The 19,864-nt window shown below is 46.7% G+C and carries 19 protein-coding genes, 1 tRNA gene and 1 pseudogene; 3 read left to right on the top strand and 18 right to left on the bottom strand.

Annotated elements, in window-relative coordinates:
* Positions 1–142: 142 nt before the first annotated feature.
* Positions 143–607, bottom strand: a complete 465-nt coding sequence (locus BMY09_RS09820; RefSeq protein WP_091357332.1) for an Lrp/AsnC family transcriptional regulator — start codon at positions 605–607, stop codon at positions 143–145.
* Positions 608–794: 187 nt separating this feature from the next.
* On the opposite strand from BMY09_RS09820, the gene BMY09_RS09825 reads away from it, so the two are divergent.
* On the top strand, positions 795–1,811 hold the full coding sequence (locus tag BMY09_RS09825) for a hypothetical protein (protein WP_091357333.1): 1,017 nt from the start codon (positions 795–797) through the stop codon (positions 1,809–1,811).
* Positions 1,801–2,718, top strand: coding sequence for an EamA family transporter RarD (gene rarD, locus BMY09_RS09830; RefSeq protein WP_091357335.1), 918 nt, complete (start codon positions 1,801–1,803; stop codon positions 2,716–2,718). The genes BMY09_RS09825 and rarD overlap by 11 nt, the downstream gene beginning before the upstream one ends.
* Before the next feature lie 58 nt (positions 2,719–2,776).
* Here the strand turns inward: rarD and pobA are convergent, their stop codons facing one another.
* The 8 genes from pobA to BMY09_RS09870 form a co-directional block, all read right to left on the bottom strand.
* Entirely contained in the window at positions 2,777–3,982 is a 1,206-nt protein-coding gene (pobA, locus tag BMY09_RS09835) for a 4-hydroxybenzoate 3-monooxygenase (RefSeq protein ID WP_217647426.1), read from the bottom strand.
* Positions 3,983–4,132: 150 nt separating this feature from the next.
* Positions 4,133–5,338, bottom strand: a complete 1,206-nt coding sequence (locus tag BMY09_RS09840; protein ID WP_091357338.1) for a hypothetical protein — start codon at positions 5,336–5,338, stop codon at positions 4,133–4,135.
* Between the two features lie 240 nt (positions 5,339–5,578).
* On the bottom strand, positions 5,579–6,268 hold the full coding sequence (locus BMY09_RS09845; RefSeq protein ID WP_091357340.1) for a VIT1/CCC1 transporter family protein: 690 nt from the start codon (positions 6,266–6,268) through the stop codon (positions 5,579–5,581).
* Positions 6,269–6,314: 46 nt separating this feature from the next.
* A complete protein-coding gene (locus BMY09_RS09850) occupies positions 6,315–7,019 on the bottom strand; it encodes a class I SAM-dependent DNA methyltransferase (protein ID WP_245756547.1) in 705 nt (234 codons plus the stop codon).
* A complete protein-coding gene (locus BMY09_RS09855; protein ID WP_091357342.1) occupies positions 7,016–7,624 on the bottom strand; it encodes a LysE family translocator in 609 nt (202 codons plus the stop codon). The genes BMY09_RS09850 and BMY09_RS09855 overlap by 4 nt, the downstream gene beginning before the upstream one ends.
* A gap of 140 nt (positions 7,625–7,764) precedes the next feature.
* Positions 7,765–7,983, bottom strand: coding sequence for a DUF6500 family protein (locus tag BMY09_RS09860; protein WP_091357886.1), 219 nt, complete (start codon positions 7,981–7,983; stop codon positions 7,765–7,767).
* A 68-nt stretch (positions 7,984–8,051) separates the two neighbouring features.
* Positions 8,052–8,456, bottom strand: a complete 405-nt coding sequence (locus tag BMY09_RS09865; RefSeq protein WP_091357344.1) for a GFA family protein — start codon at positions 8,454–8,456, stop codon at positions 8,052–8,054.
* Positions 8,457–8,610: 154 nt separating this feature from the next.
* On the bottom strand, positions 8,611–8,964 hold the full coding sequence (locus BMY09_RS09870) for a VOC family protein (protein WP_245756548.1): 354 nt from the start codon (positions 8,962–8,964) through the stop codon (positions 8,611–8,613).
* 569 nt (positions 8,965–9,533) lie between these two features.
* Here BMY09_RS09870 and BMY09_RS22515 point away from each other — a divergent pair.
* Positions 9,534–9,701, top strand: a complete 168-nt coding sequence (locus BMY09_RS22515) for an integrase core domain-containing protein (protein WP_376787873.1) — start codon at positions 9,534–9,536, stop codon at positions 9,699–9,701.
* A 54-nt stretch (positions 9,702–9,755) separates the two neighbouring features.
* Here the strand turns inward: BMY09_RS22515 and BMY09_RS09880 are convergent, their stop codons facing one another.
* The 9 genes and pseudogenes from BMY09_RS09880 to pheT all read right to left on the bottom strand — a co-directional run bounded on the left by BMY09_RS09880 (position 9,756) and on the right by pheT (position 19,808).
* Positions 9,756–10,658 carry an NAD-dependent epimerase/dehydratase family protein gene (locus tag BMY09_RS09880; protein WP_091357348.1) on the bottom strand — a complete coding sequence of 301 codons (903 nt, stop codon included), beginning with the start codon at positions 10,656–10,658 and terminating at the stop codon, positions 9,756–9,758.
* A 51-nt stretch (positions 10,659–10,709) separates the two neighbouring features.
* On the bottom strand, positions 10,710–11,546 hold the full coding sequence (locus BMY09_RS09885) for a sulfotransferase family protein (RefSeq protein WP_091357350.1): 837 nt from the start codon (positions 11,544–11,546) through the stop codon (positions 10,710–10,712).
* Between the two features lie 21 nt (positions 11,547–11,567).
* Complete coding sequence (locus tag BMY09_RS09890) at positions 11,568–12,839, bottom strand: polysaccharide pyruvyl transferase family protein (RefSeq protein ID WP_091357352.1); 1,272 nt, start codon at positions 12,837–12,839, stop codon at positions 11,568–11,570.
* 29 nt (positions 12,840–12,868) lie between these two features.
* The gene (locus BMY09_RS09895) at positions 12,869–14,926 is read right to left on the bottom strand and encodes a glycosyltransferase family protein (RefSeq protein WP_091357355.1); all 2,058 of its coding nucleotides are present in this window, start codon (positions 14,924–14,926) and stop codon (positions 12,869–12,871) included.
* Between the two features lie 122 nt (positions 14,927–15,048).
* A pseudogene (locus BMY09_RS09900) lies at positions 15,049–16,011 on the bottom strand (IS5 family transposase).
* A 575-nt stretch (positions 16,012–16,586) separates the two neighbouring features.
* Positions 16,587–16,663: transfer RNA gene (locus BMY09_RS09905), tRNA-Pro, on the bottom strand.
* A gap of 90 nt (positions 16,664–16,753) precedes the next feature.
* Positions 16,754–17,116 carry a MerR family transcriptional regulator gene (locus BMY09_RS09910; protein ID WP_091357357.1) on the bottom strand — a complete coding sequence of 121 codons (363 nt, stop codon included), beginning with the start codon at positions 17,114–17,116 and terminating at the stop codon, positions 16,754–16,756.
* Positions 17,103–17,399, bottom strand: coding sequence for an integration host factor subunit alpha (gene ihfA / locus BMY09_RS09915; protein WP_091357359.1), 297 nt, complete (start codon positions 17,397–17,399; stop codon positions 17,103–17,105). The genes BMY09_RS09910 and ihfA overlap by 14 nt, the downstream gene beginning before the upstream one ends.
* Before the next feature lie 18 nt (positions 17,400–17,417).
* Entirely contained in the window at positions 17,418–19,808 is a 2,391-nt protein-coding gene (gene pheT, locus BMY09_RS09920) for a phenylalanine--tRNA ligase subunit beta (protein WP_091357361.1), read from the bottom strand.
* Positions 19,809–19,864: the final 56 nt, after the last annotated feature.

Consider the following 19,864-nt stretch of genomic DNA (forward strand, 5'->3'; position numbering starts at 1 on the left):
TGACTCCGTTTCCGGAAGACGGTGCGTATCTTATTGATATGACCCGTTTCGGTCAACCCCTTTGACACGCTTTTGTAGCATTTATTTCATCATTAGCCGCACAGCAAAATCGTCCTCAACAACAGCAAGCGCCCCCCCTGTATCAGAGAGGGACCGCCGTGCTGAACTTATCCCGCCGCAGGGAGATAAGGGTACGAAATTTAGCCAGATTAGCATCGGTCGCCAGGTATTTGCGGGTAAAGGCTTCATAGCTTTCCATATCCTCCACCAGCAACATCAGTAAAAAGTCCACCTCGCCCGTCACCTGATAACATTGCGTCACCTCTGGAGCAGCGTCCATTTTCCGTTTGAAAGCATCATAGATATCCAGCTGATCCCGCACCATCTCCACTTCCACAATAATGTTGATATAACGCCCCACCATACGTGGATTGATCAGCGCCACCTCCGCCACGATTACCCCACTCTCCCGCAACCGGCGTACCCGGCGAAGACAGGCCGGAGGGGAAAGGCCAATCCGTTCTGCCAGATCCTGGTTGCTGATACGGCTGTCCTTTTGCAGGATGTTGAGAATATTACGATCAATACGATCCAGATCAAATGACATAAAGATGCCCAATAAATTAATTTTAGTAAGGATCAAGCCCACTAAAATGAAATTTAATTTCGTTAATGAGTGATTTACGAAACATTAAAACAGAATTCTTAATTACACTAGCAACTCTTGTCAACACTGCAACAGAGCACCAGCCAGCGCCCCTACTCTGGCTACCCTACTCAGGAAATAGCAAGCCATGCCGCACACATTAGCGAGCCAGTTTCTCAACCACACCCTCCCCAGCCTTGCCCGGGAGATATTTGAAGTGTGCCTGCTGCTGTTCAAGCTGATGATTCCGGTGCTGATTATCGTCAAAGCCCTCGAAGCGTTAGGCGCGATTCCCTATATCAGTGTGGCACTGGAGCCGGTGATGCGGCTGGTTGGTTTACCGGAGTCAATGGGGCTGGTATGGACCACCACCCTGTTAACCAACATCTACGGTGGCATGCTGATCTTCTTTCAACTGGCACCACAGGAAAGTCTGACGGTGGCCCAGGTTACCGTGCTCAGCTCAATGATGCTGATTGCTCACAGCCTGCCGCTTGAATTGCGCATCACTCAGAAAGCGGGGGTTCGTATTATGGTCGCGCTGCTGATACGCATTATCTCAGCACTGCTGCTCGGCGCGCTACTGCACTGGAGTTATCAGTGGGGCGGCTGGTTGCAGCAACCGGTGGAGCTGATCTGGCAGACGCCGGCCACTGATAGCAGCCTGTTAAGCTGGGGGATCAACCAACTGAAAAGTTTTGTCATGATCATCCTGATCATCACCGTGCTGATGAGCCTGCTGCGCTTTCTTCGCTGGATCCACATAGAACGGCTGATGATCTGGCTGTTGCAACCCCTGCTCAGGATACTGGGCATCGGCCCTCAGGCGACCTCGCTGACCATTATTGGTGTCACCCTGGGGCTGTCTTTTGGCGGCGGACTGTTAATCCGGGAAGCACAAAACGGTCATATCAGCGGGAAAGACTGTTTTTCTGCACTCTGCCTGTTGAGTCTGTGCCATAGTGTTATCGAAGACACTCTGCTGGTGATGACCCTGGGAGCAGATCTGTCAGGAGTACTCTGGGCACGGCTTGCGTTCAGCCTGATATTTGTTGCCATTATGACCCGCTGGCTCAACCACACCTCAGACGCTTTCCAGCAACGCTGGTTACTCAACTCATCCAACAGCAACACCCGTAAAGAAGGACCTATGAATGCAAACTGATCTGCAATCTCCCAGCCGGGGCATCTTTTTTGCGCTGTGCGCATACGGCATGTGGGGGATGTTTCCTATCTACTTTAAAAGCGTGGCGTCAGTTGGCCCCTTTGAAGTGCTCTCCCACCGGATTATATGGTCAGTGATTTTCATCGCGCTGTTTATCGTTGCTACTGGACGCTGGCAGGAATTGAGCAAGCATATACGTCAGAAAAAACTGCTGTTGAAGCTCGCCTTTTCGGCGATTCTGATCTCGGTAAACTGGGTGGTTTTTATCTGGTCTGTAGGGCAAGGACATATTCTCGACACCTCCATGGGCTATTTTATCAATCCACTTGTCAGTCTGTTATTAGGCATGATCATCCTCGGTGAGCGACTCAGAAGGGTTCAGTGGCTGGCGGTTTCATTGGCGATTGCCGGGGTTGTCTATCAACTTATCCTGCTTGGCAACCTGCCCTGGGTTGCACTGGTGCTGGCTTGCAGTTTTGGCACCTATGGTCTGCTGCGCAAGCAGATTGAGGTAGACCCGTTCTCTGGCCTGATGATTGAAACCCTGTTACTCAGCCCTTTCGCCCTGCTTTATCTGGCCTGGCTGGCACAACACAACGAGATCTCCTTTCTCTCAGACGGTCTGCAGATGTCCGGTCTGCTGATCGCTGCCGGTATTGTCACCAGCCTGCCGCTCATCTGCTTTGCGGCGGGGGCTAAACGTCTGACGCTTACCATCAACGGGCTGCTGATGTACATAACCCCCAGCCTTACCTTTATGCTCGCCGTGGTGGTCTACGATGAGCCACTCGATGCCAACCGCCTGATCACCTTTGCACTGATCTGGAGTGGCCTGCTTCTGTTCACCGCGGAAAGTATCTGGCGGATTAAGAAGATGCCGGTTAAACCGGAAAAGCTTCTCACATAAACAAAAACACTAGCAAAAGCTAGTGTTTTTTTAGGTCTGGGCGCTGAACTAAGCGTGCTTATGGCGCCAGCTCTTCATAGGGCAACCCCACATACTGCTCAGCAATCACCCGACGACCATTTTCTGAGTTGAGGTAGTAATCCAGCTCAGATTCCATAAACCGCTTGAAGGTGGCTGCGTCCATATCACCGGTCTCCATCTGACCGAAATTGTGCAACATATTACTCATCCACCAGGAGAACCGTTCACCGTTCCACACCCGTCGCAGGGCGATATCGGAGTACTGACTGATACATTCAGGGTCATTATCTTTATACACCCGGGTCATAATCTTATAGAGAGTCGCCACATCGGACGCCGCCAGGTTAAGCCCTTTAGCACCCGTCGGAGGTACGATATGTGCGGCATCCCCCACCAGAAACAGACGACCATACTGCATCGGCTCGCAGACAAACGAGCGCAGCGGCGCGATACTCTTTTCGATACTCGGCCCGGTTACCAATCCCGCAGCCACATCGTCAGGCAAACGTTTTTTCAACTCTTCCCAGAACGCCTCATCGGACCAGTCTTCAACCTTATCGGTCAGAGGCACCTGCAAATAGTAACGGGAGCGGGTTTCAGAACGCATACTCGCCAGGGCAAAACCCCGTTCATGCTTACAGTAGATCAGCTCACTGTTACATGGCGGGGTATCACTCAGCAGCCCCAACCAGCCAAATGGATAGACCCGTTCAAACTCGGTACGTTTATCTGCCGGAATCGTCTGACGGGAAACACCGTGAAAACCATCACAGCCAGCGATGTAATCACAACAAAGTTCATACTGCTCGCCATCATGAGTAAAGGTGACAGAGGGAGTATCTGATTTCACATTTAACGGCTGTACATCTGCTGCTTCATAATAGGTTGTCAGCCCCGCCGCTTCCCGGGCATCCATCAGATCCTGAGTAATCTCAACCTGACCATAACAGACCACGGTTTTACCGCCGGTCAGGCCTTTAAGGTCGATATGATAACGCTCACCATTGGCTGAGATCTCAAAGCCATCATGAACATCGCCATCGGCATCCATACGCTCAGCCACACCCGCTTCACGCACCAGATCGGCAAACCCCTGCTCCAGAATACCGGCACGGATACGGCCTAACACATAATCACCGGTCACCCGCTCAAGAATAATATTGCTGATCCCCTGCTTCGCCAACAACTGACCCAGCAACAAACCGGAAGGACCCGCACCAATAATAGCTACCTGAGTTTTTATAGTTTTCATAATCATCTCTTGTCTTATCAGCATAGAACTTCAATGCATTGCATTGATCTGCATCTATAGTGCTGCTAACAAGCGCTTTAAAACATAGACGATTAGATCTATCGATTGTACTTTTTTAACAGTTGCATGACGCAACCTGGCTCACGCAGATGGCACACCCAGCGCGCAGACCAACATGCAAAGAACCGCCAGAACAGCAAAAAAGCACAATAAAAGAGGACGGTGCGGTAGCTCTCTCTGCTGCCTGGCGACCAGAAAAGCAACAATACACTGAAGAGCATAGAACAGGGCAAAAGCCCGTGACGCATAACCGATGATGGCGTTCACATTGGTTTCCCAACAGATCAGTACAGTCACCACCAGAATCAGGAGATAGGCATAGCGGACAGCAAGCCGTCGGTTGGTAATATCTTCCAGCAGACCACCGGCCCCGGATGTATCCGCGACAGCTGCGCTGAACTGACTGCCGATAGCGGCAACAGAGATCAGCAATGGCAGAGCCACCGCCACCGGTGCCGTCATACCGATGATTGCCGTAACATCAGCACCAATATTGTTATGAAACAGAACCGTGGCAAACCCAATAAACAGGAGGTAGATAACTGCCGATACAATCTGTGCGACACGCATGGTATTAATACGCTGACTCACTGAATGTTTATCCCCCAGATAACGGGATGTTTCAAACCCCTGAACCACAATCAACAGCCCCAGAAGCACACGCAGGTCATGAGTATTTATATCAGAGGGGATATCAGGCAGTTGCCAGGCGCCCGACGATAGCAGCTGTATGTTGTAAAACCCCAGCCCCAGCACCAGCGAACAGATCATGCCCAAATTCAGACTGATCGCAAACGACTCCACTTTTTCCAGCTCAGCCAGACCGCGCCAGATCCCCACCCCACCAATAAACAGCAACAGTAGCGTGGCCACTATGTTGGCCATAAACTCATCCTGCATATGGAAGGCATTCAATGCAAAGGCGGCCAATAACTGAATATAGTAAGTCACAGAGATGAAATAGGCTGCGGCGAGTACAATTCGCGCCAAAAAGGCAAAATCCTGGGCGATGCCGTGATCCTTTTCAATCGGCTCAAAGTACCGGATATTAAACCGGATGGCACCGCCAATCGCGTAGGCAAACACCAGCAAAACAGCCATGCAAACCACCGCCAGATTGGCAACCACGCCCGCCAGCAGAGGAGCACTCACCAGGAAACCACTCCCCATAATCGAAGCCAGAGGGATTACCGTCGCTTTCCAGTTCGATGATGCCGCAAGACGTTTCGAGAACAGCAGATACCCGGCCAGAAGCAGGCCAAAAACGATTATAAAAGCACTCAGCATCGGTCTTTACTCTGTACGGCGGTTACAAACAACAATTGTAGTTTCATCCCTGTATCCCGATCTATGTATGACATTCAGAGCAAACGCCCTATACAGGGGAGTTTTGCCGCTGCAGCAAGTGATCTGTAGCAGTGTATAAATACCAGTAGCCATTGTAAAAGCGGCAGGCCAGACGAAACCACATGAGAATAAGTTCCGCGTACACTTTTTTATCACCTGCCTGAGAGACTTAAGCCCCCCTCAGGCAACCACACCGAAAACCTGTCCGACACCCGCGGTCAGTGCCATCGCCAGCGCCCCCCAGAAGGTAACCCGGATAGCACCAGTGGTGATGGATGCCCCACCTGCACGGGCCGCAATTGCACCCAGCAGGGCCAGAAAAGCCAGCGAAAACAGCGCGACCAGAATCATCAGTAAACTGCGGGGCACCGCCCAGGCCACCACCAATGGCAGAGCGGCACCGATTGTAAAGGTGCCTGCTGATGACAAAGCCGCCTGTATTGGCCGCGCAGTGCCGTTATCAGAGATACCAATCTCATCCCTGGCATGTGCTCCCAGGGCATCATATGCCATCAGCTGCTCCGCAACCTGGTGTGCCAGTACGGGCTCAACACCCCGCCCCTCATATATCCGGGCCAGCTCAACTTTCTCAGACTCAAAATCGTCTTCTAAAGACCTCTGCTCAATTGCGAGATCGGCATTTTCCGTATCCGCCTGTGAACTGACTGAGACATACTCACCCGCCGCCATCGACATCGCGCCAGCAACTAAACCCGCCACCCCCGCCAACAACACGCCCTCCTGGGCGGTACTCGCTGCGGCTACTCCGATAATCAGACTGGCAGTCGAAACGATGCCATCGTTTGCCCCCAGCACCGCAGCACGCAACCAGCCTACACGGTGCGATCTGTGAATCTCTTCGTGACTCATTTAACATCCTGTTTTATATCGATGAAATAGAAACGGCTCATGTCAGTCAGGCATTTTTACCAACGGCCATTAATACTTCCATAGTGCCTTTTGAGCTATTCATTGCAAACGGATTTGTCACCTGAATATCAACGAGTTCATTAGCTTTGAGAGCTCGTAACACTCTATTTTCAGACAACCCTATCTCCGAGGAATCATCGTTCGACAACCAGTCCCACTGTATGAACACACCGCCCGGCTTCAAGAGCGACGTTAACAACCTGAGAGCGCCTTCATAGTCGGGTAAAAACCCACAAACAGATGACGCCACGATTAAATCAAATTTTTTGGCCAGGTCTGGATGACTATCAATCAAATCCTGAGTCAGAAATCCTGAAATAGTGGAAACATTGCTCAGGTTCTTCTTAGCCAGGACCTTTATCATTTCTGATGAGCCATCAAGGGCAACGATATCTTTTACCCCCGGACTCAAAAGCTGGGTAAGTGCGCCAGTACCGCAACCAAAATCAAAGACAGACAGACCATCTGTATTGATAACATTTGAAAGCTCTGCAAAAGCCTTAGAGGCATATTCTTTTACTGAGGGGTCAACATCCCACCCCTCAGCATATTCGTCCCATTCATTACGCAATACTGCTACTCCTTGGTCGGCCAGACCTGATGACAGGTAACACTTTAGCTCTCTGCTATTTTGTGATGCGCAGAGCAAAATATCCGTGTGAAGCTGATGGTTATGTTCGCGGTTGGTCATCCGTTTTTCTGAAGGCTTGCTAACCACAAACCACCACCAGCCAGAATAAGGCCCGAAAGACGACTTGTGTAAAATTTCACCCTATTAGAATAAATTGCTCTTCCCCCATAACCCGCAGACACGGCATAAAGCGTATCAAATGCGACCGCTATTGCCAGATATGTAAATGCCAGAACCATAAATTGGAAATTGGCCGGCAGCGTCGGATCAATAAACTGAGGAATGAACACAGCCAGGAGCGCAAGGCTTTTCGGATTTGCCAAACCAACCCAAAAGCCACGCGTTAAAGATCTCCTATGGGTGGCTTCGCCTTCTGGATGGTGTGCAGTCAGCCACGCTTTAATACCAAGATAAACCAGATAACCCGCCCCGACGATTCTAAGCAGATCGAATGCAAAACCATATGCCGATACAAGCCATGCCAAGCCTTCAATTACCATCGCAATTTGAATAACCTGAGCAACCGTAGTCCCCAGAACCACCATTAAACCCGCACGGACACCTTTTGTGGCAGCAGTGGCTACGATGAGTGTGATATTAGGACCCGGAATTGTACATATAACGGCAGTGGCGGCAATAAATGCCAAAAACAGCTCAGTGTTCATTAATCCTCGCCCCAGTAATGCTCGCTGTGAACCTTCGTATCTCTCATTAAACAACATAACACCCGACGCTGCTGGCAAATTGGAGCGACGGAAGGAAAAAATTTTATCCGTCTGCTGCCGCTTGTGATGTGGAGGTACAACTAAACACCGGATTCAACCATACCCCTGATCTTGACCGCTTTTTCGAAGTGATCCAGCTGATGAGTTTCTATCCACCACCGGGCTGCTTCCATAAGAATCTCGGGGTTGTCATTTTTGTTTTTAAAAAATGCATAGAACGATAACCCAACCTCCGGGCCCTTCTTCTCTATTTTAAGATCACATACTTCGATAATCTTTTCTCTAAGCTCTTTTCGCAAATCAGCCCTCCTGTATTGAACAGTTCGCATAACACAGCGTTCACCGGCTTGTCTGGTGCAGCGCATGGTTACTCATTGTCAGGCACACCTTCCTGATATTGAAGCACGCCTTCAGGGATGATTTCCCAACTTGCCTTTGAACCAACAAAAATATGTCTGGCAATCACGACTTTCGGATCACCGTTAATACAACCTAAAGTGACACCATGGACCGTGCCATTAAATAGACCACAAAGGGTTGACCCACATTTACTACAGAACTGAAAACCAAAGCCTTGCTCATCAACATAGGATATCAGAAGGTCTTCCCCTGACAGCCACTCGAACTCTTTTGGATCAACCAGCGCATAGGCCGAAGCCTGAGAACTAAATACTTTACGACAACGAGAACAATGGCATGACCGGGCATCACTCAATGATCCTTCTACCCGATATTTAACTTCACCACAAAAACATTCTCCAGTAATTGTCATACCTCTCTCCCAGATACATAAAGCCAGACATCAGCCGGATTAAAAGGGTCTGATTAAAGGGGTCAAAACCTTTAATCAGTCCGGTGGAGGCCACATTTTTTTGTGACCGGAACGAATTTGAGCAGCTTATTAGCACACAAAGTCACTAGCATGGCTACTGGTGCTGAAGGATATTTATAAGCTTGCCAAACGGGTCTCGAACATAAAAGCGACGAACGCCCCAAGGTTCTTCTATCGGTCCATATTCGAGGGGGATACCAAGCTCCTTAGCTTTCTGGAATGCTGCAGATAGATCGTCGACCTCGATAGACAGGTCGGGTACTGCCGTACCTGAACCGCCTTCCGACGCTACGCTAACTTGCAAAGTCATTTTTTCATTGGAGCCAAAGGTTTTGATCCAGCCATGATCCATCAGGATATCCAGACCGAGAAACGCCCCATAAAACGTTTCGGCCTTTTCCAGTTCATTGCTATCTATATTAGTGACAATTCGACGAACTTTCATCATGACTCCCAGGTATCCATAGTGTTCTAATGCTTAGCTTAGCGCATAGGTGGCCTATACAGAGCGAAGCGACGTAAAAGACATCCGCCTGGCACGAAAAAAGGGGGCGAAGCCCTTTATCGTAGTGATCAAAAAGAATCAAAAAGGGCTTTGACCCTGTGATATCCCTACCAATTTTCAATAAATAAAAAATAATTAGTTCAAGAAGGGAACATTCATAGCCCTTGGTGATCAATTATTTCGCCAAAAACAAATTACCGCCAGAGCTATGAACTCGACCGCTATATTGAACAAAATCATCCCATTTGTCTGCCCCCATATGCATAAAACCCGACGAAATGCGTTAGCTACATATGTCTTGAGCCTGTGCAAGATAGTCTCTGCACTGTCACCAGTATTGGACGTGGCATTCATTCTCACGCCTATGAAAAACATCGGATCAAACGCTCAGATAGGTTGCTTTCAAACCCTCACTTACAAAAGGAATCGCTCTCTATTTATGCCTGTATGTATCGCGTCTTTACGGAAAAAGAACGCCCTGTCGTCAGGGTAGACTGGTAATACAGACGCTGATTCGGGAGTGGTCTTACGGCAAACTGTATAACAATTCCGCTCATCGAAATGCGATACTATCCTGTTATCTGAAGTGGTATAACCTTGTCAGACTTCATGGTAGTTTAAACAAACAACCACCTATAAGCCGGTTACTTGTGAACAACGTATCTGAAATCTACTTCTAGACATTTAACTTTAGAACTCAACACTATTTTTTACCGTCACTCGAATTTGACGGCCTACTGTTTCATTTTATGACTAAGTGTTTTTTCCAAAATTTGATCAATGGTTAACGATGCTTTCCAGTTCATATCAAGTTGAAGTTTCCGACAATCTAAAACTGCGGACTTGGGGTCAAATTTTCTTCTTGGAAAAAATAGTTTCTCTCCAGAGATTCCTAGATATTTTTCAATTTTTTCAACTAAGGAAAGAGTACTTGTAGCAACGCCAGAACCAACATTCCAGACCTTAAAGTCAAACTGTGAATTTGTTATTTTCAATACTAACTCGGCTAATTCATCTGCATCCAGATAATCACGAACTTCTTCACCTGAACCAAAAATTTTTATTGGCTCACCAGACTTTAAAGATTGATAGACCACATTCACAAGGCCTTGTCTTAATCCATACTGCCATTTCCCTACAGGATTAGCGACCCTCAATATAGCCAGTTTTATACCCCTTGTCCTTTGCAAAAAAGCCAAGCCTTGCTCAGTCATCAACTTGCCAAAACCATATGGACTAACCGGAAAACAAGTATCTCTCTCGCACATAGGTCGACTATAGTCATTGCCGTACACCTGTCCACCACTTGAAAGATAAATAACTTTTATTGCGGGATTATAGTAAGTTAATCTTTCAACAATCTGAACAGCTGGTTCTACATTCTCAGTCAGCTCTTTAATGAATGAACCTGTTGCTGGAATTGAAGATGATGCCATATAAACTACTGCATCATGGGTTTTCGAAAGGCTTTCTAAACACTCGTTATCAATTGTATTCTCTAAAACATACGGATAACCAGCCCAGCCCGAATCCGGATCTTTTCTCGCAACGACAGTAAATTCAACTTCAGAGGATAAAGCACGTTCAATTAAGTGTTTCCCGATGAACCCAAACCCACCTACAACAAGCAACTTCACCTTACAAACACCTCCCTTAGACCTTGACCTAACATCCTAATAGTAATCCCATCATTTTCTTTTGATTGAGTGCGGCTTGTATCCAAAAAGCATCATCATATCTGAGCATTTTTCTTCAATTTCCTTTATCTCAACAAAGGTCAATTCTTTTACCCAACTATAAATTTTACCAGAGCGATAGAAGTTACTTCTTTCTTCGTATTGAAGAGTCCCTTCTTTTACCTTCCTCAGCTTCTCGATTTGATTATCTGCTAAAGCTTTTACGGTAATTCCTTCTAACGTTTCAAGTCCAACCCACTCATAAATTTCTTGAAGCGTTTGCTCTCCTGAAGTTTTCAAATCTTCATATCTGACTATTTTCAATTGATCTTCAGGCCAGTAACTCTTAGCAGCAAGATAAGCAGTTTGATATTTATTCCAGGATATACAAAAGTCAGAAATATTTTTCTTCATCCAGCCCCCCCATTCTTGGGTACTTCCATGCTTAAATGAAGAAAAAACAGCTCTAGGATCCCTCACAACAACAAGCATTTTTGCTTTAGGTTGTAATTCATGAATGAGCGAATGGTGAAGAATATTGCTTGGAGTCTTTTCAACAACCACTGAATTATCAGATACTTGCGTTGCTATTCTAGCAAAAGTACTTTTTACAAAAGGAACCAGAACTTCCTTTTTAAATTCTTTTTCTGTAAATATAGCACTCAAACCATCAGCACCCTTAAACTGCACCTCCCTATCAAACCACGATTTAATAGGGCCTATATATTTATCATATAGATGAGTTTCTCTCACAGTAGATGTGTCAGGATGACTTGCAACCAAAAAATGGACCCAAGACGTTCCGCTTCGCGGACATCCACTAATAAGAACTGTATTTTCTACACCCATATTCTTAATCCATTCATTATTTTAGCGGCTGATTTGAAACTCTGACACCCATACACCTAATTTGCGTTCGTCAGGGCCTAAGCCAATATCTTTGGGGGCGGTCGCATTCTCTAATTTGAATGACAGGTTAATCTCCCCACCAGCCTCGGTCTCAGAAAGAGGTATTTCTACGATTATACTAGGGCCATTCCGATCGACTCTAAAGGAAGATATCAGTTTGTTTGCGTGAACAACCCGCAAAACTTCAAAAGCACCTCTACCTTTTTCAAGAGTCCCAATCCTAACCTTTAAGTAATGAGCAGAAGTAACCTGTTCCTTAACCACGATATCAAAGTTAGCCCAAGTATCTACAGACCAAACTGAGCCTCCTTCCTGATCTGACCAACCATCTCCAAAAGGCGTCACTTCATCTAAAATGTCCGCAACTTGGTAAACACGATCAAGCTCTGTCACGAATCTTTTTTCGATAAGTGAACTTGCAATATCAGGAAAATTAAGAGGGAATGCATTAAGCAAAGGAAGAGGGTCCCATTCCAACTTCGGAGTTTCGACACCGTTTAGGGCGCTCAATACATCAGGATATGCAATTGGCGCTTTCCTTCCAGTACCTTCATAGTAGTCCGAATACTTAAATTCGGGTTCATACTGACTGATCATGCGGAATACCTGTCTTCCATAAACATCAGCAAATACTAGTCCGTGAAGAGAACTGCTTATAACAGTCTTACAAGCAGATATATAAGCTGCGACTGTAATTGGGTCTAAACTTGGTCTTATGAACATCATATTTTCAGGTACTTCAGCACATGAAAAGTATGGTAAGAACCTATCGTCATTTATATTTGGAATAACAATGATTTCAGGCATAGATGTGCCTAATTCTGATGCAGCAGATTCAAGCTCGCTTCGACGTTCTCTGATCTCCTTGTCAAAAAGCATCGGAAACAACAATCCGGGATCACCATAAACAGGCGGACAATTGAAACCATTGTCCACTACGATGGATCTGGTGAGGGGTCCTCTTACAGCACTGAATCTGATTCCGGAATTTTTAGGTATCGCTAATCGATTTTTCGAATTAATACCTACGCCCCATATAACATCGGAGCCTCTAGCTTCATGTAAAACAGAACCTACTGCCAAGAGCTTTTTATGTGATTGAGAAATAGTTGGCTTAATTTCTACGTTGATATTTAAATGCCGACATAACGCCCCAACAATCATGGGACCGATTTCGTCACCAAAGTTACTTGAATCAGCCGGCTTCCAAGAATATACCCGGATACTTTCCATTTTTACCTCGTTTATCTCTTCTTCCTGGTTTACTTAGTTTGCTGCTTATAACTGAAAGCTCTTTCGTAAGCCTTTTCGTGTGCTGCACCGACTGCATAAGCGTCTTGTGAACTATAATTAAATAAATTTGTCTTAAACATATTGTTTAACTGAGCAGATTTAGTCCCGGAAAAATGAGACCTAATCAAGCTAGCTGCTGATTTAGGATCATTCGGAGAATAAGCACCTAAATTAGACGCTTTATTTTGCACGTCCTGCATGGAATGTTGAGCAGGCACGAAGGTAGGTTTCAACATCGTATAAGACAAGAATTGAACCCCTGAATTCAAGCGGTCAAATCGTGGGATTAGCATACAGTCACTGCGATTCACTAAGTCAATTACTTTATCATCTGGAACTTTAAAATGATTACGTCTAACCTGACCGTCCCACTCGTTCTTAAATCTATGGATCTCTTTCCAGTGTAATAAATCAGGGTGAATAACTCCGGCAAAAATCAGTTGGTATTCTTCTGTCCCTAACTCATCTGCAACATTTAGACAAAACTCTAATTCTGTAGCCGTTCTGATATGGCCAAACACCAGAACCTTCACCTTTTCGCTTTTCAATGCTTTATCTTCAAATTGAGAATTTCCAGCTCTGAAATAAGGTTGATAGTCACCATGAGGGACGATAGAAACCGGGACAGATGACAAATTAACAATTTCAGAGTGATGACGATTATAAGCTTCTATATTAGCTTCACTCAGATGGAGAATTTGAGCGCAATTACCCGCTAGAGCTTGCATTAAGATCTTTCTTTTATCACCAATCGTAGGCATCAAATCAAAATTGTGGGCTGTATAAACTATTGGTGTTGTTACAGCGATTTCCTGAATCCGATTAACAAAGTGTTCGACTTGTTCGTCTGATGGAACATTCCAGTGAAACAAGGACTCAACCCATTCAATGTGAACAACATCCTTACTGGTAAATCTTTGGCTCCAAAAGCAATCAACCCCAGTGACAATATTGTTGCTGCCTAATGCTTTATCCAAGCCATTTTTTAAGGTCAATACATACGCATTCTGTGATGCTTCTGAAACTTCTTCAGTCAAATAAACTCTATGGAAGCTCCTGCTGACCGAATTTCTAATTTTATATTCTGTGCTGTATGCAAACACTACGTTTCGTAAAATGTCCCAGCATTCATCAAATGATGCAAACAGGCTTTTATCAAGGGTTCTGATGTAGACTTCTTTTAGTTCATTAAACGACCTAAGAATATCAACATCTGCAGACGCCTTTGACACTTTGACCGCAGCCTTTATATTCTCCCAAGCCTTAAGGGCTTCACCTTTGAATACATATTCTGCTCGAATTGGACCGGTATAATGGCGCATGTAATCATCTAAATCAGGAAGGAATGTGTTATTCCACTGCGTGTCAATTAACTCTAAGCGGTATTTCTCTACCAATCGAATCAAATGCCCATTCTCTCCCCATCCTACATCATGTCTTGGAGAAATTGGTTTCCCTAAGCACGCTATCCATTCTGCAAAAAACGCCAATGATAATGAACAATTCTTAGCGATGATTACTCCGGCATTCGCTCTACCAGAATGTCCAGCAACCAGCCCTATAGGATTTTCTTCAGACACTGCTTCAATAATTGGCGGACAGGTTTCCTTTATTCTAACGTCAGTGTCTACATATAAAATGTAGTCATTTTTCAACAATGCACCGTAACAAGCTAAAGCCTTGAGCCAGATATTCTCGCGACCTAATAAATCGCTACCGGGCTCTGAAATACAATAATAATTATATCCATGTTTCTCGCAGTATACTCGTTGTGAGTCAACTGCATCCGAAAAAGCAGTATCATATCCATACTGACCAAGACTAAACACTCCCACCTTTGGCGTTTTATCAAGGGAGTCCAGGCTTCCTATAATTTCATTACCACTTAAACTTTTTTTCGACATTTTGCTCACATAAGTCAATTTATTCACTACCAACGGCACCAATCTTTCATTCCTTGTTACAGAGAGAAAAAGCCATATCAAGGCCATGATAAAACAAATACTGAAATTAAAATACATTGACATTACCCTAAGGAACCTGCGATTAAGTTGCCAAACACGGTCTAACTTCGTTGTTTTGTCTTAAATCCCGAAAAAGAAGCAGCAACCCCCTTTGATTTCTCTGTCTGCATACAGACGGATTGATCCTATGCTATTAACATCTGAGCTACTCGTGCAATGTTGGCAAGTGTGAATAACATAGCCAATTTACTATCGTTTTTCATCAAGCCACGATAACGCGCTTTTACAAAACCAAACTGGCATTTAATGATTCGAAATGGATGTTCAACTTTTGCTCGAACGCTAGCCTTAAGATACTCAGTCCGGATTTTCAGCTTATTGATTCCAGGGTGCTTCTTGAGCTCACGAATCTTTCCTGGCCGTTCTGCAATGTACCAATCAGCTTCAACCTCCTGTAGCTCTGAACGCTTTTCTGCTCCTCGGCATCCCGCATCAGCAAAAATAAAACCTTCGTCTCCGAGCAAGAGATTACCTGCTTGATTAAGATCATGTTCATTGGCTGCTGTCGTGGTTAAACTATGAGTGATGCCCGTACGGGCATCAACACCGATATGGGCTTTCAGTCCAAAATGCCATTCATTGCCTTTTTTGGTTTGATGCATCTCTGGATCACGCTCACCTGTTTTATTCTTTGTTGAAGTCGGAACTTCCATAATCGTTGCATCAACCAGCGTTCCTTCTTTTAGCAGAACGCCTGCTTCAGTCAGCCACTGATCCACTTCTTTGAATAGCTTTCGCGTTAAACCTTTTCGTTACAGTAGATGACGAAAGTTCATGATGATTATGTGGTCAGGAATGGCTTTGTCCAGAGATAAACCAGCAAACAGGCGCATGAAAGCAATTTCATATAACGCATCTTCCATTGCTGGATCACTCAGGCTGTTCCAATTCTGCATGCAGTGAATTCATAACATCGTAGAGAGTGGGTATGGCCGACGACCCTTGCCCGCTTTGGGATAATGCGGTGTGATAATCTTCTCAAGACGCTTCCAGGGGATGAGATTATCCATGCGTCCGAGAAAGATCTCTTTACGGTTTTTTCTGCGCTTTTGATTGAACTCGCTGTCGGCGAAAGTAAGTTGATGGATGCAGTAACAAAATTCAATACCATCGGCGCCAGCATGACCAATAACCAAGTGCTGATGCTCGGTGTTTATTGTGACATCAGATAACGGAAGCACCAGCTGCATGAAAGACTAATCGTCATAATAGCCACCTTCATACTTTGATAAGTACTCAGCGCAATCATAGTTTTCATCTAGAAATTTCTTGGCAAACACTCAGATTCCTTATGAGCATTTAACGCAAATTATAGTACCTACTGTGAACTGCATCCCTACCTTAAACTTGCCTCAATCATAATGTCCACATTCTTTTAAATCAAAGAGTTAGTTCAATATTTACCGTGTTCAAGGGAAAGGGGGTCTCCTGAATTAGGGTAATTGACATATAAGGCCCTACAAACCTCTGTATAAAAATAGCCTATTGAGATCCAGTCATGGGTAACACAAGATACGCGGTAAACCTAGTCGCGTCATTAATAAGCTCCATCAGCATAAATGCTAAACCTATCGTATCGAGTAGACTTTGAAAAACTCGGCTTAATGAGAAATAAACAGGCACAAAAAAGCCTGCAGCAAGCAGGCTTTTAAGTTGAATAAATTGGTCGGGATAGCGGGATTTGAACCCACGACCCCTTGCACCCCATGCAAGTGCGCTACCAGGCTGCGCTACATCCCGACACTGTGAGACCGAGGTCTCTTTAAGAGGTGGCTATATTACGCCAACCGAGTGCGTCTGAAAAGGGCTTTTATAAAGTTTCTTACAACTTTATTTCACTGATTTCAGCAGCTTACGAATATCTTCCAGTTCTGTAATCGTTTGTCGAATCAATTGCTTATAACGCGCCGTGTCGTCCACAGCCTGATCGCCATTCAACCACTGCCGGGCACCACTGATGGTGTACCCCTGCTCATGGAGAAGCCCCTGAATCTGACGAATAATCAGAACGTCCTGCCGCTGATAGTAGCGGCGACCACTGCGCTTTACCGGAGAGATCTGTTCAAACTCCTGCTCCCAATACCTCAGCACATGCGGTTTAAGGTTACACAAACGCGCTACTTCACCGATGGTGAAGTAGCGCTTTGTGGGTATAGCAGGCAGATCATCCGAGACCAGATCAGTCTCCTTCATAGGCCTCAACACGTTCTTTCAGTTTCTGCCCCGGACGGAAAGTAACGACTCTGCGCGCAGAGATCGGCACCTCCTCTCCGGTTTTAGGGTTGCGCCCAGGACGCTCACGTTTATCACGCAGGTCGAAGTTGCCAAACCCTGAGAGCTTTACCTGCTCATTTTCAGCCAGGCTCATACGGATCTCATCAAAGAAGGCTTCCACCATCTCTTTTGCTTCCCGTTTGTTCAGCCCCAGATCTTCATACAGGCGCTCAGCCATATCTGCTTTAGTCAAAGAGCCCATCAGAATCACCCCTGTCGATTAAACTCTTAATGTAGCACCAAACTCATTTTTCAGTGCAGACACAACAAAATCAATAACTTCGTTGATTTCTTCATCGTTAAGAGTGCGCGAAGGATGCTGCCAGGTCAAGCCCAGAGCGATGCTTTTTTGACCAGGTTCGACACCTTTACCCTGATAAACGTCAAACAGGGTCACCGCTTTCAGGAATTCGCCCCCCTGTTGCTGTGCAATGGCACGAATATCATCATAAGCAACAGAGTCGTTTACCAGCAGCGCCAGGTCGCGACGGCTCTCAGGGAATTTAGACAGACTGGTGAAACGTGGTAAACCACCATCCAGCAGCACGGCCTGTACGATCTCGAACAGGAAGACCGGACCTGTGAGGTCTAGACTCTTCACCAGCTCAGGGTGCAACGCCCCCAGATAGCCAACGGTGTCACCATTACGCTTAATCGCTGCCGACTGACCCGGATGCAGTGCCACATGACGCTCTGCAGCAAAACTGAACTGATCGGCACAGCCACCCAGCGCCAGCAGAGATTCAACATCCCCTTTCAGGTCGTAGAAATCCACCGATGCGGAATCAGCACTCCAACCTTCCGACTGACGCGGGCCACAGATCAGGCCTGCAACGACATTTTCCTGAATCAGTTGATCGCCTTCCGGCAGAAAACGCTGGCCGGTTTCAAACAGACGGATTCGGGACTGCTGACGGTTCTGGTTATGCTGCAGAGCCTTAACCAGCCCTGGCCAGATAGAGGTTCGCATCACCGCCATCTCGGCAGAGATCGGATTCGCCAGCGCCTTCGCTTCATGTTTATCGTCAAACTGCGCCGCCAGGCCTTTCTCAATGAAGCTGTAGGTTACCGCTTCCTGATAACCCCGACCCACCAGCTGTGAACGAACGCTTCTGATGGTCACTTTGGACTCATCATTAGCGATCATATTCAGTTCTGCCGTAGGCACTTTAACCGGCAGGTTGTTGTAGCCATAAACCCGCGCCAGCTCTTCAATCAGATCGATTTCGATACTGATATCAAACCGGTAAGAGGGAACCGCCACTGACCACTCACCATCGCCGCTGCGTTCCAGCGTCATCCCCAGACGGGTGAGGATCTCTTCGATCTCCAGCGCAGGCATCTCAAATGCCAGCACCTGATTCACTTTGCTCTGACGCAGAGTGACAGTTGCCGCAGTGGGCAGGTACTCTTCAGAGACCGCTTCGACCACAGGTCCCGCTTCACCGCCGACAATATCCAGCAGCAAACGGGTTGCCCGTTCAGTCGCCTTGCGCTGCAACTGCCAGTCGACGCCCCGCTCGTAACGGTGTGAGGCATCGGTGTGCAGGCCGTAGGAACGGGCGCGTCCGGCAATACTGATCGGGTTGAAGTAAGCACATTCCAGGAAGATGTCTTTAGAGTCAGCGGTTACACCGGTCTCTTCGCCCCCGAAGATCCCCGCCATCGCCACCGCTTTTTCACTATCTGCAATCACCAGAGTATTGTCGTTCAGCTGCGCCTCGTTACCATCCAGCAGTGTCAGCTTCTCACCCGGGGTGGCCTTACGCACCACGATACCGCCGCTGAGTTTACTCAGATCAAAAGCATGCATCGGCTGACCCAGTTCCAACAGCACGTAGTTGGTGACATCGACAACCGGATCAATGGAACGGATGCCACAACGGCGCAGCTTCTCAACCATCCACAGCGGTGTCTCAGCCGCCATATTCACGTTACGGATCACCCGCCCCTGATACCGGGGGCAGCCTTCCGGGTCGTCCAGGGTGATCGGGAAGGTATCATCAATGGTCGGTACCACGACGTCAGCTTCAACATAACGTACTGAAGCTTTATTGAGTACACCCACTTCACGGGCCAGACCAGTAATCGACAGACAGTCACCACGGTTTGGGGTGAGGTCGACATCGATCACTGCATCATCGAGTCCAAGATAGTCACGCAGATCTGTGCCTACCGGTGCATCAGCCGCCAGCTCCATGATACCGGCATGGTCATCGGAGATGCCCAGCTCATCATCGGCGCAAAGCATACCGAATGACTCAACCTGGCGTAGTTTGGCCTTTTTAATCTTAAAATCACTGCCATCGGGCGCGCTGAGAACAGCCCCCACTTTAGCAAAGGCGGTTTTCAGACCACCCCGGGCGTTGGGCGCACCGCAGACAACCTGAAAGGTTTCGCTACCATCAGTTACCTGACATACCTGCAGTTTATCTGCATTAGGATGCGGCTCGGCAGAGAGTATTTCGCCGACCACAACGCCGCTGAACTGACCGGCAACCGGTACAATCTCATCGACTTCAAGACCGGCCATGGTGATCTGATCCGCGATGCCCTGAGTATCTGTGGCAGGGTCTACCAGTTCACGTAACCACTTTTCACTGAATTTCATAATTCTGTTTTCCGAAAATTCTTAACTACTTTTAAACGACGTTATCCGTTTCTGAT

Source organism: Amphritea atlantica, from assembly GCF_900111095.1.
GTDB classification, from domain to species: Bacteria; Pseudomonadota; Gammaproteobacteria; order Pseudomonadales; family Balneatricaceae; genus Amphritea; species Amphritea atlantica.